At 53.1% G+C, this 15,699-nt stretch carries 17 protein-coding genes and 1 pseudogene; 16 read left to right on the forward strand and 2 right to left on the reverse strand.

Going from position 1 to position 15,699, the window contains the following annotated elements; all coding sequences use genetic code 11:
- Positions 1-371: 371 nt before the first annotated feature.
- From fliD to K6958_RS00270, 3 genes and pseudogenes are all read left to right on the forward strand, one after another.
- A complete protein-coding gene (gene fliD, locus K6958_RS00260) occupies positions 372-1,829 on the forward strand; it encodes a flagellar filament capping protein FliD (RefSeq protein ID WP_249892808.1) in 1,458 nt (485 codons plus the stop codon).
- 58 nt (positions 1,830-1,887) lie between these two features.
- Positions 1,888-2,142: pseudogene (fliS, locus tag K6958_RS00265) on the forward strand (flagellar export chaperone FliS); the annotation flags it as partial.
- A gap of 55 nt (positions 2,143-2,197) precedes the next feature.
- Positions 2,198-2,895 (forward strand): IS1-like element IS1A family transposase gene (locus tag K6958_RS00270; RefSeq protein WP_103215986.1). Its coding sequence is split into 2 segments (ribosomal slippage): positions 2,198-2,447 and positions 2,447-2,895, totalling 699 coding nucleotides; the frame shifts between segments, so codons are not numbered across the junction.
- Positions 2,896-3,164: 269 nt separating this feature from the next.
- Here K6958_RS00270 and fliE read toward each other — a convergent pair.
- The gene (fliE, locus tag K6958_RS00275) at positions 3,165-3,494 is read right to left on the reverse strand and encodes a flagellar hook-basal body complex protein FliE (protein WP_249892809.1); all 330 of its coding nucleotides are present in this window, start codon (positions 3,492-3,494) and stop codon (positions 3,165-3,167) included.
- Positions 3,495-3,789: 295 nt separating this feature from the next.
- Between fliE and fliF the strand changes: the two genes are divergently transcribed.
- From fliF to fliR, 13 genes are all read left to right on the forward strand, one after another.
- Positions 3,790-5,454 carry a flagellar basal-body MS-ring/collar protein FliF gene (gene fliF / locus K6958_RS00280; RefSeq protein WP_249892810.1) on the forward strand — a complete coding sequence of 555 codons (1,665 nt, stop codon included), beginning with the start codon at positions 3,790-3,792 and terminating at the stop codon, positions 5,452-5,454.
- Positions 5,451-6,437, forward strand: a complete 987-nt coding sequence (gene fliG / locus K6958_RS00285) for a flagellar motor switch protein FliG (protein WP_249892811.1) — start codon at positions 5,451-5,453, stop codon at positions 6,435-6,437. Before fliF ends, fliG begins: the two co-directional genes overlap by 4 nt.
- Positions 6,430-7,131, forward strand: a complete 702-nt coding sequence (locus tag K6958_RS00290; RefSeq protein WP_249892812.1) for a flagellar assembly protein FliH — start codon at positions 6,430-6,432, stop codon at positions 7,129-7,131. Before fliG ends, K6958_RS00290 begins: the two co-directional genes overlap by 8 nt.
- Entirely contained in the window at positions 7,128-8,516 is a 1,389-nt protein-coding gene (gene fliI, locus K6958_RS00295; RefSeq protein ID WP_249892813.1) for a flagellar protein export ATPase FliI, read from the forward strand. Before K6958_RS00290 ends, fliI begins: the two co-directional genes overlap by 4 nt.
- Positions 8,513-8,962: a flagellar export protein FliJ gene (fliJ, locus tag K6958_RS00300; RefSeq protein ID WP_249892814.1), complete on the forward strand. Its 450-nt coding sequence runs from the start codon at positions 8,513-8,515 to the stop codon at positions 8,960-8,962. Before fliI ends, fliJ begins: the two co-directional genes overlap by 4 nt.
- The gene (locus tag K6958_RS00305) at positions 8,959-10,086 is read left to right on the forward strand and encodes a flagellar hook-length control protein FliK (RefSeq protein WP_249892815.1); all 1,128 of its coding nucleotides are present in this window, start codon (positions 8,959-8,961) and stop codon (positions 10,084-10,086) included. The genes fliJ and K6958_RS00305 overlap by 4 nt, the downstream gene beginning before the upstream one ends.
- A 207-nt stretch (positions 10,087-10,293) precedes the next feature.
- Positions 10,294-10,734 carry a flagellar basal body-associated protein FliL gene (fliL, locus tag K6958_RS00310; protein ID WP_249892816.1) on the forward strand — a complete coding sequence of 147 codons (441 nt, stop codon included), beginning with the start codon at positions 10,294-10,296 and terminating at the stop codon, positions 10,732-10,734.
- A gap of 5 nt (positions 10,735-10,739) precedes the next feature.
- A complete protein-coding gene (fliM, locus tag K6958_RS00315) occupies positions 10,740-11,753 on the forward strand; it encodes a flagellar motor switch protein FliM (protein ID WP_249892817.1) in 1,014 nt (337 codons plus the stop codon).
- Positions 11,746-12,150, forward strand: a complete 405-nt coding sequence (fliN, locus tag K6958_RS00320) for a flagellar motor switch protein FliN (protein WP_249892818.1) — start codon at positions 11,746-11,748, stop codon at positions 12,148-12,150. Before fliM ends, fliN begins: the two co-directional genes overlap by 8 nt.
- A 25-nt stretch (positions 12,151-12,175) precedes the next feature.
- The gene (gene fliO / locus K6958_RS00325; RefSeq protein ID WP_249892819.1) at positions 12,176-12,532 is read left to right on the forward strand and encodes a flagellar biosynthetic protein FliO; all 357 of its coding nucleotides are present in this window, start codon (positions 12,176-12,178) and stop codon (positions 12,530-12,532) included.
- Positions 12,529-13,287: a flagellar type III secretion system pore protein FliP gene (gene fliP / locus K6958_RS00330; RefSeq protein ID WP_249892820.1), complete on the forward strand. Its 759-nt coding sequence runs from the start codon at positions 12,529-12,531 to the stop codon at positions 13,285-13,287. The genes fliO and fliP overlap by 4 nt, the downstream gene beginning before the upstream one ends.
- A gap of 11 nt (positions 13,288-13,298) precedes the next feature.
- Positions 13,299-13,568, forward strand: a complete 270-nt coding sequence (gene fliQ, locus K6958_RS00335) for a flagellar biosynthesis protein FliQ (RefSeq protein WP_249892821.1) — start codon at positions 13,299-13,301, stop codon at positions 13,566-13,568.
- Between the two features lies 1 nt (position 13,569).
- Positions 13,570-14,355 carry a flagellar biosynthetic protein FliR gene (gene fliR, locus K6958_RS00340; protein WP_249892822.1) on the forward strand — a complete coding sequence of 262 codons (786 nt, stop codon included), beginning with the start codon at positions 13,570-13,572 and terminating at the stop codon, positions 14,353-14,355.
- Between the two features lie 44 nt (positions 14,356-14,399).
- Here fliR and K6958_RS00345 read toward each other — a convergent pair whose 3' ends face one another.
- Positions 14,400-15,677 carry an MFS transporter gene (locus K6958_RS00345; protein WP_249892823.1) on the reverse strand — a complete coding sequence of 426 codons (1,278 nt, stop codon included), beginning with the start codon at positions 15,675-15,677 and terminating at the stop codon, positions 14,400-14,402.
- Positions 15,678-15,699: the final 22 nt, after the last annotated feature.

The following is a 15,699-nucleotide window of genomic DNA, read 5'->3' on the forward strand; positions in this document are numbered from 1 at the left end:
CGCACAATTATTGGGCGGGCGTAATAATTCAGTAAGAGAAATGTTTAAATAATGCGTTAAGTTTCTCCCAGTGCCTCAAAGTCGATAAAAGCCATCATTACCGCTTTTTTATAGCGCATTTATTCTTGGGGGAAAGATGCGATAATTAGGGCTTTTATAAGGGTTTTAATATCGGGCTGGCCGCATGCATAAAGAGGGTGACAATTATAAGCATGGTTAAAGGTGGGCAGTGGTTTAAATAAGCGTGGCGCTTAAAGGCGTAAAATTACTCCGGTGGCCTGTAGCCAGAAAGAGAAAAGATTTATCTTCGCGCTGTTTAAACCGATAGCTAAAAGAGTAGGTCCGAATAATAATCCTTAAAGGAGTTTATCATGGCAACCCTGTCTTCCCTTGGCGTTGGTACCGGCGGCATCGATACGGCCAGCATGCTGACGCAGATAAAAGCTGCAGAGCAGACCCGTCTGACGCCTTACACCAATTTAAAAAGTAGCTACGAAAATAAAATTTCCGCCTGGGGCAAAATCTCCAGCGCGCTCGCTACTCTGCAGGGCAGCGTTAAGAAACTCAGCGGAGAAGCGTTTAATACGCTGAAGGTTAGTGATAACAAGACTTTTACGGCCACGGCAACGGCGGAGGCCAACGCCGATGCGCATGATGTCACCGTAATGCAGCTGGCGGTTTCCCATAAGCTGCGCACCGCGGGTTACGAAGACGCCGCTGAAAACCTGGGTGAAACCACCGGCGCAACCCGTACCATTACCATTACGCAAAAAAATGGCAAAGAGCTGAAAGTCGAACTGGCAGATGATGAAACCTCTCTTAACCAGATGGCGAAAGCGATCAATAAGCAAGAGGGCGATGTCCGCGCCTCGGTGCAGCGTACCGATGAGGGTTATCAGCTGGTGCTCAGTTCACGCACCGCCGGTACCGACGGCGAAATGTCGGTAAGCGTCGAGGGTGACGATACGCTGGGCGCGCTGTTAAATACTCAGGAAGGCGGACGAGAGGCTGATGACGAGACGAATGGCATGATTGTCGTTTCCGAAGCCCAGGATGCAAAACTGAAGGTTGATGGCATCACGTACACGCGATCCAGTAATAATATTACCGACATCATCGAAGGTGTGACCTTAAATCTGAAAGCCGTTTCTGAAAATGAAAAGTCAGAGCAGCTTACGCTCAGCATAGATAACTCCGCCATCAAAAGTACGCTGCAGGATTTTGTTAAACAATATAATGCATTGCTAACGCAAACCGCCGCCTCCAGTAAATATGTGCCGAACGACGCTTCCGGCTTAACGGACGATGAGGTCGCCAAACCCAACAAGGAAAATGGCGCGTTGATGGGTGACGGCACGCTGCGCAGCATGGTGGGCGAACTGCGCGCCGCAGTTAACGGCGTTTATGGCGACAATAACAGCGACTATGACGCCCTGACCTCGCTGGGCATCACGTTTGATGCCGGCACGGGTCAAATGACGTTAAGTGAGAAAACGTTGGACGAAGCAATTGCCAACGATTCCGATCAAATTGGTCTGATGTTTAAAGACCATGCCGGAAATCAAGGCCTGGCCTCCACGCTAAGCGATATTATTACCAAATATGCTGGTGACGAAGAGAGCAAAACCGACGGCATAATCAAAGGCACCACCAACACGCTGGATGAGCAGGTTAAGCTGGTAAAAGAGCAAATAGACAAAACGCAAAAACTGATTGATGCGCAGGTAGAGCGCTATCGTGTGCAGTTCCAGAACCTGGATACCACCATGTCACAGTTGAACAGCCTGAGTAACCAGCTGATCTCAATGTTATCCAGCTTCAATAAATAACGTGCGCAAACAGCCAGAATAAGCAGGCGACCACCTGCTTATTTTTATGGAGACTACTATGTACGCAAAGCAGGGAACCCACGCCTACGCGCAGGTCGATCTTCACAGCAAGGTGGCCGGCGCGACGCCGCATCAGCTGATTACTATGCTGTTTGAAGGGGCGCACAGCGCGATTGTGCGTGCACGCCTTTATTTTGAAAACGGCAACATCGCGAAACGTGGCGAGATGATCTCAAAGGCGATTAATATTATTGATAACGGCTTGCGATCCGCGCTGGATCATGAAAAAGGCCAGCAGATCGCACGCGATCTGGGTGATGCTGCCAACTTACTGATTTAGTGTATGATGGTGTTTTTGAGGTGCTCCAGTGGCTTCTGTTTCTATCAGCTGTCCCTCCTGTTCAGCTACTGACGGGGTGGTGCGTAACGGCAAAAGCACCGCCGGACATCAGCGCTATCTCTGCTCTCACTGCCGTAAAACATGGCAACTGCAGTTCACTTACACCGCTTCTCAACCCGGTACGCACCAGAAAATCATTGATATGGCCATGAATGGCGTTGGATGCCGGGCAACTGCCCGCATTATGGGCGTTGGCCTCAACACGATTTTACGTCACTTAAAAAACTCAGGCCGCAGTCGGTAACCTCGCGCATACAGCCGGGCAGTGACGTCATCGTCTGCGCGGAAATGGACGAACAGTGGGGCTATGTCGGGGCTAAATCGCGCCAGCGCTGGCTGTTTTACGCGTATGACAGGCTCCGGAAGACGGTTGTTGCGCACGTATTCGGTGAACGCACTATGGCGACGCTGGGGCGTCTTATGAGCCTGCTGTCACCCTTTGACGTGGTGATATGGATGACGGATGGCTGGCCGCTGTATGAATCCCGCCTGAAGGGAAAGCTGCACGTAATCAGCAAGCGATATACGCAGCGAATTGAGCGGCATAACCTGAATCTGAGGCAGCACCTGGCACGGCTGGGACGGAAGTCGCTGTCGTTCTCAAAATCGGTGGAGCTGCATGACAAAGTCATCGGGCATTATCTGAACATAAAACACTATCAATAAGTTGGAGTCATTACCCAATTCCGCGTCGGTTAAAACGAAATCATTCTGGATATTCACGGGTTTATTGTTCAATTCAATGGTTTCACTTATCGCGCTTCGCCGGTGTGCCGTAACAACAGACGTATCCGCAGAACAGTTATCCCACCAACACGTGCCTGTAGCAAAAAGCAACCCACGGGCGCTGGACAATAAATATGGGCTGGTTAAAGCCATCGATTGCAAAGTCGGCCAGACAGGAAACGTCTTGCGATGATAAAAAACGGTGCCTGTTATACCGGCATGTTCATTATTTCCTGGTAAGCGCTAACTAATTTATTACGTACCTGCACGCCCAGGTTTAATGCAATAGAGGATTTTTGCATAGAAACCATAACATCATTAAGGCCAATCCCAGGTACGCCAGCAAGATAATTTTCAGACTGCTTTTTAGCGCCGGTTTGCATTTGGTTAATAGTGTTAAGGCTGTTAATTAAAAGGTTGGAAAAGGATACGGGTTCGCTATTTTCTGTATCACGAATAGCGAGGCTGGACCCAGTAGCTGCAATCTTATTTGCCTGAAACTGGATTTGCTCCAGTACGCCCACAGATTGAATTGACATAATATTCCTTTATAAAATAACGCTGACAGACGTAAACGCCACGTCAGGTTTTCCTTTTATTAACGTTTAATTAATAATGAGAATAACATAACTTTGCATGGGGCAAATAATCCAAATAAGCGACAGAAGCTTTCATTTATTAACGCTTAATATTTTCTGCAAATGTCGGATAATGTTTAAAGGCGCGTTGCCGGGAAAAGGCATTACGCCTGTTAATACTGGCTCAGGATTTAACGCGCGGACTAACGGCTTATGGTGCAGGTTGCATCATCTTTTATTCAGGTAGGATGACCGCATGGATGCCAGCGACAACAGCAATAAAACTAACGCTTCATTGAATTTAACCTCTCTTATAGAACGACTTCGTGCTAATCCTCGTTTTGTCTTTATTATTTTGGCAGCAGCATTTATTTCGGTGATTGTCGCGCTGCTGTTTTGGGCCAAATCTCCTGATTATCGCGTACTCTACAGTAATATTAGCGATGAAGACGGCGGCGCTATTGTTGCGCAGCTAACGCAGATGAACGTGCCTTATAGCTTTCAGGAAGGCGGCGGTGCCATTATGGTGCCCGCCGATCGCGTCTATGAAGCGCGTCTGAAGCTGGCCCAGCAGGGGCTGCCAAAAAGAGGGCAGGTCGGTTTCGAGCTGCTCGATCAGGAGAAATTTGGTCTCAGCCAGTTTAATGAACAGATTAACTACCAGCGCGCTCTGGAAGGCGAGCTGGCGCGTACCATTGAGAAGCTGGGGCCGGTCCGCAGCGCGCGCGTACATCTGGCCATCCCGAAGCAAACGCTGTTCGTACGCGAGCAAAAATCGCCTTCCGCCTCGGTAACGCTGGATCTGAATGCGGGACGCTTACTGGATGCAGGCCAGGTTAACGCGATTAGCTGGCTTATCTCCAGCGCCGTACCTGGCCTGAACGCCGATAACGTCACTCTTGTCGATCAGCGCGGCAATTTGCTGACGCAGCGCGGCGCCCAGGCTATCCAGACCAACCAGCTTAAATATATCAGTGAAATTGAAGCGGATTACCGCCAGCGTATTCAGGCCATCCTTGCACCGGTCGTGGGAGCGGCAAACGTCAAAACACAGGTCACCGCGCAGGTTGATTTTACCACTCATGAGCAGACGGCCGAGCAGTACCAACCGAACAGCGCGCCGGAAAAAATGGCTATACGCAGCCGTCAAATCAACAGCAGCGAGCAGGGCAGCAAAGCGGGTCCGGGTGGCGTACCGGGCGCGTTAAGCAATCAGCCGCCGGTTCCTACCTCCGCACCGATTGATCAGCCGCCAGCAACAGATAAACCACAGGCAGGCGCGGATGGCGCGGCGATACCGACCCTGCCCTTTAGTCGACAAAAAGATGAAACCACTAACTACGAGCTGAACCGTACGCTTATCCATACCAAGCGCAGCCCCGGCACCATTGAACGCCTCTCCGTAGCGGTAGTGGTGAACTATCAGCCGGACGAAGAAGGCAAGCCGGTCGCGCTGAGTAAAGAGCAAATGGAACAGATTCAGGCGCTGGTGAAGGAAGCGATGGGCTATTCCAGCGAACGTGGCGATAGTTTAAACGTGGTGAACTCCCTGTTTAACGCCGATCCGTCCGAACCTGAAATTCCGTTCTGGCAACGTCCTGCCTTTATCGATCTGATGTTAGCGGCAGGCCGGTATCTGCTGGTGGCGCTGGTGGCGCTGATGCTGTGGCGCAAAATGCTACAACCGTTCTGGATAAAGCATCAAGAACTGGCGCTACAGCGTCTCGAACTGGAAAAAGAGGCGCGCCAGGCCGCGCGGGATGCCCAGCTGCGTAAAGCGGAAATGCGTGAACAGGCGAAAGCGCAGCAGCGTGTGGAAACTGAGGTTAATGTTCAGCAGCTGCGCAGTATGGCCGAGCAGGATCCGCAGGTTATCGCGCTGGTACTCCGTCAGTGGTTGAATAAGGAACAGTCATCATGAATGCATACGACAAAAGCGCAATCATCATGCTAACGCTCGGAGAAGAGCGCGCTGCGGAAGTATTTCGCCATCTTAATACCCATGAAGTAACACAAATCAGTAGCGCGATGGTCAGCATGAGTGGCTTTACCCATGAGCAACTGGCTGAAACGCTAAAAGAGTTCCAACACGATGCGAGCGATTTCGCCGCGCTCACCGTGAATACCAACGATTATCTGCGCAATGTGCTGGTGCAGGCACTGGGTGAAGAACGCGCCTCCAGCCTGCTGGAAGACTTGCTGGATACCCAGGGTAATAACAGCGGCATAGAAACCCTGAACTTTATGGAACCGCTGGCGGTATTCGAACTGATCCATGAAGAGCATCCGCAAATTATCGCCACCATTCTGGTGCATCTGAAACGTGCCCAGGCGGCGGACGTGCTGACCCGCTTTGATGAGCGCGATCGCAACGACATCATGCTGCGTATCGCCACCTTTGGCGGCGTACAGCCAGCGGCGCTGCAGGAACTGACGGAAGTGCTCAATAACCTGCTGCACGGCCAGAATCTCAAGCGCAGCAAAATGGGCGGCGTACGTCCGGCTGCAGAGATCCTTAACCTGATGAAATCGCAGCAGGAAGAAGCCGCTATCGAGGCAGTACGTGAATTTGACCATGAGCTGGCGCAGAAAATCATCGACGAGATGTTCCTGTTCGAAAACTTGCTGGAAACCGACGACCGCAGCATCCAGCGCCTTCTGCAGGATGTGGATAACGAAACGCTGATTATTGCGCTGAAAGGGGCTGAGCCGCCGCTGCGCGATAAATTCTTCAAAAATATGTCGAAACGTCAGGCCGATATTATGCGTGAAGATCTTAGCGCACGCGGACCGGTACGTATGTCGCAGGTGGAGGCCGAACAGAAAACCATTCTGCAAATTGTCCGTCGCTTAGCGGAGAGCGGTGAAATCAATATTGGCGGCAGCGAGGATGTGTATGTCTGATCTCCAGCAGTTAACCGGCTGGCAGGTTTGGCAGCCGGAAGATCTTTGCAAGGCAGATATGCTGCCTGACGATTTACACGTTATGAATGACGATGCGACGCCGGAGCAGCAGCAGGCGGAGCTACAGCGGCTGCGGCGCCAGGCAGAGCAAAAAGGCCTGGCGCAGGGACTGGCGCAGGGTATTGAAGAGGGGCGTAAACAGGGATACGACGAAGGCTATCAGCAGGGGCATCAGACTGGTATTGAACAGGCTTTGACGGAGGCCAAAGAGCGCCAGCAGCAAGCTATCATGCAGTTTGAAAACCTGTTACAAGCCTTTCAGACGGCGATTGATAACCTTGAAAAGGTCATCCCTTCGCGCCTGGTACAGTTAGCGCTAATGGCGGCTCGCGCCACGCTGGGAACCCATGTCGCTTTCGATAATAGCCTGCTGCTGGAAAAAATTCAGTCGCTGTTGCAACAGGAACCGCTGTTTCAGGGACCGGCTCAGCTCTGGGTAAGCGCCGACGAGTTTGCAGCGGTGCAGGAACAGCTCAGCGACGTGCTGGCCAAACATCAATGGGAGCTGCGTGCCGATGAGGCGATATTGCCCGGCGGCTGCCGCATTACCTCGGCGGAATGTGAACTGGACGCTACCGTTTCCAGTAGCTGGCAGGCGCTGTGCCAGCTCAGCCGCGAGGAATATAGCGCATGAGCCAGCGACTTTCACGGTGGCTTCAGGCCATTGACGATAAAGAGCAACAGATGGCGTCGTTGCCCGGCATACGCCGCTACGGCAGGCTAACGCGCGCCACCGGCCTGGTGTTGGAGGCGGTGGGCTTAACGCTGCCGATCGGCACGCTGTGCCGAATAGAGCGTGATGGCGCGCACGGCGGTGACTGCGTAGAAAGCGAGGTGGTCGGTTTCAACGGACAGATGCTTTATCTGATGCCGCTGGAAAATACGGACGGCGTTCTGCCGGGCGCGCGGATCTATGCGCCCGATACCGGCGAGACGAAAGGTAAAATGCTGCCGCTGGGCCGTACATTATTGGGCCGGGTGCTGGATGCGCGCGCCCGGCCGCTGGACAACCTGCCTGCCCCGGAGACGCGCCAGCGCGGCGCACTTTTTTCCATGCCTTACAATCCCTTGCTGCGCGAGCCGATCAAATCGGTGCTGGACGTTGGCGTATGCGCCATCAACGGCCTGTTAACGGTAGGACGCGGCCAGCGTATGGGGTTGTTTGCTGGCTCCGGCGTAGGGAAGTCAGTGCTGCTTGGCATGATGGCGCGCTACACCAAAGCGGATGTGATTGTGGTGGGGCTGATTGGCGAGCGTGGCCGTGAAGTAAAAGATTTTATTGAAAATATCCTGGGCAAAGAGGGACTAAGCCGCGCCGTGGTGATTGCTGCGCCGGCCGATGTTTCACCGATTCTGCGTATGCAGGGCGCCGACTACGCGACGCGTATCGCAGAGGATTTTCGCGACCAGGGTCTGAATGTATTGCTGATTATGGATTCTCTCACCCGCTATGCGATGGCGCAGCGTGAAATTGCGCTGGCAATTGGCGAACCTCCGGCCACCAAAGGCTATCCGCCGTCGGTTTTCGCCCGGTTGCCTGCGCTGGTCGAGCGTGCCGGAAATGGCGTGCAGGGCGGCGGGTCGATTACTGCCTTTTATACCGTCCTGACCGAAGGGGACGACCAGCAGGACCCGATTGCCGACTCGGCGCGAGCGATTCTCGATGGCCATATCGTGTTGTCACGTCGGCTGGCGGAAGCGGGGCACTATCCAGCCATCGATATTGAAGCCTCTATCAGCCGCGCCATGACCGAGCTGATTCCACCAACGCACTATAAAAAAGTACAGCGTTTTAAACAGCTGCTGTCCGCCTGGCAGCGCAACCGCGATTTAATCAGCGTCGGCGCCTATGCCGCTGGCAGCGATCCCCTGTTGGACCAGGCCATTGAACGCTATCCGCAAATGGCGCGTTTTTTACAGCAGGGAATCAACGATCGCAGCGAATATGAAACCTCGTTCGCCGCGCTTTCCGCGCTGTTTCCTGATTTACCTGACCACCAGAAGGAGAGTAGCGAATGACCCAGCGTTCCCCTATGAAGGTGCTGTGCGAGCTGGCGGAGCAGACCTTAAGCGATACCACCCAACAGCTTGGTCAGGTCCGCCAGGTTTACGCCAGCGCTGCCGCGCAGCTTGAACAGCTCACCCGCTATGAACAGGAGTATGGTCGACAGCTGCAAACTACCATGTCGGCCACCGGTATGCCGGTTATCAATCTGCTGAGCCACCAGTTTTTTATTTCGTCGCTTAGCCGCGTGGTGAAACAGCATACCGGTCATGTCGCGGCCTGCCAGCAGTCGGTTGACCATGCGTTGGATCGCTGGAAGAACGATAAGCGGCGGCTGAATGCCTTTGAAACATTGGTTAGTCGGGCCGATACGATACAGCAGGCAAAAGAGAATCGCCTGGAACAGAAGTTAATGGATGAATTCGCGCAGCGTGCAAGCTTAAGGAATAGCGCTTTATGATGATTAACGTAATCGCCGCCCAGCCGGGCACAGCTCCTGTGGGAGCCGCATCGGCGCATCAGGGTGAAAATACCGGTTTTGCCAACCTGTTAGGAACGCAACTCGCCGCCGTCACCGGCAGGGTGGTTACCCCGGCAATGCCGACAAAAGAGGACGACGCCGACAAGCTCTCCGAAGAGGAAATGGATGCGGCTGCGGCAGGATTAATACCGGTTGGCCTGGCGGAAGCCATGATTGCCCCGCTGCCGCCTGAAGCCGTTACAACCTCGCAATCGGCCGCCGTCGACCTGACTACAGCGGCGCCGCAAATAGCGGTATCTGGCAATGTGTACGGCATGCTCAATAACGAAGCCGATGCGCTCGTATCAGAGAATGATGCGGCGCAAAACGTGCGCCACAGCGCTACCGATGGCATGTTGCGGATGATCGCCAGCCCGCAGAGCGCTCATCACGCCGGAAAGGCTGCTACACCGCAAGAACAGTTTATGCCTGCGCCAATGGAGTTTATTAAGCCAGCCATCAACGTCGCCCCGGCGCTGGAAAGTGAGCCTGAGAGCGCCGTTCTGCCGGTTGACAACCATTCACCAGCGATGCCGCTTACCGCCTCGCCGGCCTTTTCACCGGCATCGCTGGCCGCACCGTCGACCGCTGCGCCGTCAGCCGCTAATGCCGCGCTACCGGTTGCTCACGGCATGCTGGAGCCGGAAGTCGGATCGCCAGCCTGGCAGCAGGCGCTTGGGCAGAAACTTAGCGCCTTTACCCGCAACGGCATTCATCATGCGGAGCTGCGTTTGCACCCGGAACATCTGGGGCCGCTGCATATTAAGCTACGTCTGGAACAGGATCAGGTTCAGCTGCACTTTGTTACCGATCAACAGCCGGTACGCGCCGCGTTGGAAGCAGCAATGCCCCACCTGCGTACCTCGCTGGCCGATGCCGGCATTCAACTGGATCAGGGCAGCGTTGGGCGTGATGCCTCTGCCTGGGGCTCTTCAGCCGATTCCCATTCAGGGCAATCCTCCCATTCACAGAACGGGGCTAATGGCTCACCGTTAATTGAAGTGGAAGAGGAAATTACACCACAGCGCATCCATTCTCCGCTGGGAATAAGTATTTTTGCCTGAAAATGAGAATTGACGATTTACCATCAGTAATTTCATCTTCTTGGCGCATTGTCCAGAGGCTCGCTTGTAATAGAATTTGCTATTCAATGGATCTGTATAATTGAACGCCAGGTAGCTTATAACAGGAATTGTTAATTCGATGTCAAATAAAAAAAGTCGACGACGACAGGGAAAAGTAAATTACGTACGCTATTTATACTTGTCATTTTGCTACTGGCGATAGCCGCCTGCGGCATTGCCGCCTGGACCCTGTATGAAATGAAAAATATGCAGGCGCGCTTGCTGTCAGAGAATGGCCTGCCTGAAGTCACGGAAGTTGTCGAGCCGATAGCGCCCGTTTATGTCCCACTGGATACCTTTACCGTCAGCCTGAAGCCCGGTAGTGAAGAATACGACCGGGTACTTTATATCGGCTTAACGCTGCGTGTGGGTAATGAAGAAGATAAATCGAGAATCGAAAAGTATTTGCCGGAAGTCCGCAGCCGTTTATTAATGTTGTTTTCCGGCCGCAGTGCGGAAGAGTTATCGGTTAACGAAGGCAAGTCGCAATTAATCCAGGATATTAAACAGATACTAAGCACGCCTCTTGATGAAAAATCGGGAGTGACGGTGACGGATGTTTTGTTTAACGCCTTTATATTACGGTAACGCTTATGTCTGACAGCATATTATCGCAGGCTGAAATCGATCGCTTGCTAAACGGTGGCGGCAGTAGTGAAGCTGAAAAGCCTGATGAAGAGTTGGTTGATAAAAACACCATCAAGCCTTACGACCCTAATACCCAGCGCCGCGTGGTGCGCGAACGTCTGCATTCGCTGGAGATCATTAACGAACGTTTCGCACGGCAGTTCCGTATGGGGTTGTTTAATTTGCTACGACGTAGCCCGGATATCACTGCCGGCAATATAAAAATTCAGCCCTATCACGACTTTGCCCGCAATCTTCCGGTGCCGACCAATCTTAATTTAGTGCATATGAATCCGCTACGCGGAACGGCGCTGTTTGTTTTCTCACCCAGCCTGGTCTTTATGGCGGTTGATAATTTGTTTGGCGGCGACGGTCGCTTTCTGACCAAGGCGGAAGGGCGTGAATTTACGCCTACCGAGCAGCGTATTATTAAACGCATGCTGTCGATGGCGCTGGAAGCTTATGACTACGCCTGGAGCACGATTTTCAAATTGGAAACCGAATACGTCCGCGCCGAAATTCAGGTTAAATTTACCAATATCACCTCATCTCCCAACGATATTGTGGTGACCACGCCTTTTTATGTGGAAATCGGCTCGCAAAGCGGTGAGTTTGATATCTGTATTCCTTTCAGCATTATCGAGCCGCTACGTGAGCTATTAAGTAATCCGCCGTTGGAAAACTCACAGCAGGAGGACGACCAGTGGCGTACGGTGCTGGCTTCGCAGGTAAAAGATACCGAACTGGAGCTGGTGGCGAACTTCACCGATATGCAAACGCGCCTGTCAAAAATTCTCGCGCTGCAAAAGGGCGATGTTATTCCGTTAGACAAGCCGGAAAGTATTGAAGCATGCGTGGATGGTTTCCCGGTGCTGTCGGGCAGCTATGGTTGTGTTAACGGGCAATACGCCCTCAAAATCGAGAAATTATTAAACCCTACATTACCGTCATTAAATAAGGAGCAATATCCCCATGAGTGACGCAAAACAACCGTCTGAGGCAGACGATCAGTCTGCAGACAGCCTTTGGGGGGAAGCGTTGGCCGAGCAGCAGACTATGGAAAGTCAGGCCAGTGCACCGGTTATAACAAAAGAGACCCAGGTCGCTGCCTTTAGCGAAGATCTTAAGCTTATCCTTGATATCCCGGTAAAAATGACCGTGGAGCTGGGCCGTACCAAAATGACGATTAAAGAGCTGCTGCGGCTGAGCCAGGGCTCGGTGGTCACGCTGGATGGCCTCGCTGGTGAGCCGCTGGATATCTTGATTAACGGCTATCTTATCGCTCAGGGCGAAGTGGTGGTGGTTTCCGACAAATTCGGCATCCGCATTACCGATATTATTACGCCCTCTGAGCGTATGCAGCGTTTAAGTCGATGATGGCTAAACGGAACGCAGAGCTGTTATGAATGATGCCTCTATGACCCTCTCACTGGTCACCCAGGTGAGCGGCGCGTTGGCGGTAGTGGTCCTGCTGATTATCTCCTGCGCCTGGCTGGCGCGCCGTTGCGGATTAGCCGGGCATGCCCGCGCGCATGGGTCATCGATTAAAGTGGAAAGCAGCTATTCGCTCGGCCAGCGTGAACGACTAGTCGTGGTTGAGGTTGATGGTCAGCGACTGCTGCTGGGCGTTACGCCCGGCGCGATTAGCCGCCTTGGCCGCCTTTCCCAACCCACCGAGACGCAGAGCGCAGCTGCGTCAGATTTTCAACTAACCCTGAAGCGCCTGCTAAAACGCCGCAAAGCGGAACCTGAACAATGAGTTTTCTATTGCACGCCGTACGGCGTTATCGGCTGGCGGCTTTGCTGCTGCCTTTACTTTTTCTGCCGCACGGTGTCTGGGCCGCCAATGGCGATATCCTGTTGACGCGGGGCGGCGGCGGTGAAAGCTGGTCATTGCCGATCCAAACGCTGGTCCTGCTCACCTCCCTGACGTTTCTGCCCGCCATTTTGCTGATGATGACCGGCTTTACCCGCATCATTATCGTGCTGGGGCTGCTGCGTAATGCATTGGGAACGCCCTCCACGCCGCCTAATCAAGTACTGTTGGGGCTGGCGCTGTTTATTACCTTTTTTGTGATGTCGCCGGTGTTCAACCAGGTGTATGAGAACGCCTGGCTGCCGCTATCGCAGGATAAGATCACGATGGAAGAGGCGTTGCCGCAGGCGGCGAAGCCGATGCGCGAGTTTATGCTGAGCCACACGCGAGAAGCCGATCTGGCGCTTTATACCCGCATGGCGAAACTGGATAACTACGCCAGCCAGGAAGAGGTGCCGCTGCGTGTCTTGCTGCCCGCGTTTGTCACCAGCGAGCTAAAAACGGGTTTCCAAATCGGCTTCGCGGTATTTATTCCCTTCCTGATTATCGATCTGGTAATCGCCAGCGTGCTGATGGCGCTGGGGATGATGATGCTGCCGCCTGCCACTATCTCCCTGCCTTTTAAGCTGATCCTGTTTGTGCTGGTGGATGGCTGGCAGCTGATTATGGGGTCGCTGGCCCAAACTTTTATCAACTGACGGAATAACAGATGACGCCAGAAAGCGTAATGGCGATGGGATTTCAGGCCATCCGGGTAGGGTTGATGCTGGCGGCGCCGCTGCTGCTGGCGGCGCTGGTCACCGGCCTGATCGTCAGTATTTTGCAGGCCTCCACGCAAATTAACGAAATGACGCTGAGCTTTATCCCGAAAATCCTGATGATTGTCGCAGTAGTGATCGCGCTGGGACCGAGCATGCTTTCGACCATGCTTGATTATATGCGGGCGCTCTATACCAATTTGCCTCAGATGATCGGCTAAGATGCAAAGCCTGCCGCTGGACTCGCTGCCGCTGTTGGTCAGCCACTACTTTTGGCCTTTTATGCGCGTGCTGGCGCTGTTCAGTACCGCGCCGGTATTTAATGACAAAGCGATCGGCAACCGGGTCAAGGTAGGGCTGGCGGCGATTATCGCCCTGTTGCTGGGGCAGAATCTGCCGGAAAATACCATTCCGCTGATTTCCATTATGGGATTATGGGTCGGCTGCCAGCAGCTGCTGATCGGGGCGGCGATGGGGCTGACTATTCAGTTTCTGTTTGTTGCCGTGCGCTACGCCGGTGAGCTTATCGGTTTACAGATGGGGCTCTCTTTCGCCATGTTTTACGATCCTAACGGCGGCGACAACATGCCGGTAGTTTCCCGCATCCTCAATTTGCTGGCGATTCTGCTGTTTTTGCTGTTTAACGGTCATTTGGTCATGCTGGACGCGCTGGGAGAAAGCTTTCAAATGCTGCCGGTCAGCGCCGCGCCCCTGAACCGCGATGCGTTTAACGCCATTGCCAATACCGGCAGCCTGATTTTTCACTACGGTATTGCGCTGGGGCTGCCGGTGATTACGCTGTTGCTGGCGATCAATCTGACGCTGGGATTACTGAACCGTCTAACGCCGCAGCTGTCCATTTTTGTGGTGGGCTTCCCGCTCACGCTTAGCGTCGGGATCCTGGCGCTGCTGCTGATGATGCATCATTTTGCGCCTTACTTTTATCATCTGATGGAAGTGGTTTTTACCCGCCTCTCGCAAATTATGCTGCTGTTTAGTGTGAGCTAAACAAGGCCGCAACGTTAACCGCTGCGGCGCTAATAACCTGTTTATTAACCCGTGGGGTCAGAGGCGGGCTTCACCTCTTTCTTGCCGCGCGTACGCAGCGCTGTCAGCGGCCCTTCTCCGCTGAGGGTAAAAACCGAGAGCAGCGTAAAGGAGAGCGCCACCAGTCCCAGCACCAGATAAGCGCCGTGGAAGCCCATGCTGTCATACATATAGCCCGCAAACAGCGACATAAAAATCATCGACAGCTGCTTAAAGAAGCAGAAGCAGACCAGATAGATGGTGGCGGAGAAACGGACCTCAAACTGGCTGGTGATATATTTAAAGCAGCCAACAATCAGGAACGGCACCTCAAACATATGCAGGGTTTTCAGCACCACCACTTCCAGCGCCGAGGTGGCGAAAGAAGAGCCGATAATGCGTACCGACATAATCAGGCCCGCCAATAGCAGCGCGTTTTTCCCACCGATGCGGTTCACAATCAAAGGCGCAAAGAACATGATGCTGGCATTCAGCAACTCGCCCATGGTGGTAACGTAGCCAAAGACGCGCGTACCCTGCTCGCCGGAGGTAAAAAACGAGGTAAAAAAGTTGGCGAACTGTTGATCAAACACATCATACGTACAGGACACGCCGACAACATACAGCGACAGAAACCAGAGCTTACGGTCTTTAAACAGCTCCAGCGCCAGGCGCAGATTAAAAGGTGAATGGTTAGCGCCCAGCGAGTCGGCGACCTCTGCGGAGGGTTGCGCCTGCGGTTTAGCGATAAACAGCAGAATCGCCAGGATCACTGCACAGCCAGAGCCGAGCCAGAAAACAAACTGGTTATTAATGGTAAACATGATGCCGACAATCGAAGCGCACAGCGCCCAGCCCACACAGCCGAACATGCGCGCGCGCCCAAACTCGAACTGGCTACGCCGGCTGACTTTTTCGATATAGGCTTCGATAGCGGGCGCGCCGCCGTTGTAAATAAAACCGAGATAGATACCGCCCACGATCGCGCCGAGTAAAATGTGGCTTTGTAACAGCGGGCCAAGCACGTAGATAAAAAAGGGTGCGAACATCACCAGCATGCCGGTAATAATCCACAGCAGATGTTTTTTCAAGCCCAGCTTATCGGAAAGCAGGCCGAAAATCGGCTGGAAAAGCAGGGAAAACAAGGATATGGAGGCGAAAACGATACCGGTATCGCTTTTACTGAGATGATTGATGTCATGCAACCAGATCGGGAAAAACGGGAAGTAAGCCCCCATAATGAAAAAGTAAAAGAAGAAGAACAGCCCGAACATCCAGAAGTTGGTATTTTTTAGGTAGTACATAACGTTTTCCTTAAGGTCATCG

Origin of the sequence: Mixta hanseatica (assembly GCF_023517775.1) — a bacterium.
Lineage (GTDB): Bacteria > Pseudomonadota > Gammaproteobacteria > Enterobacterales > Enterobacteriaceae > Mixta > Mixta hanseatica.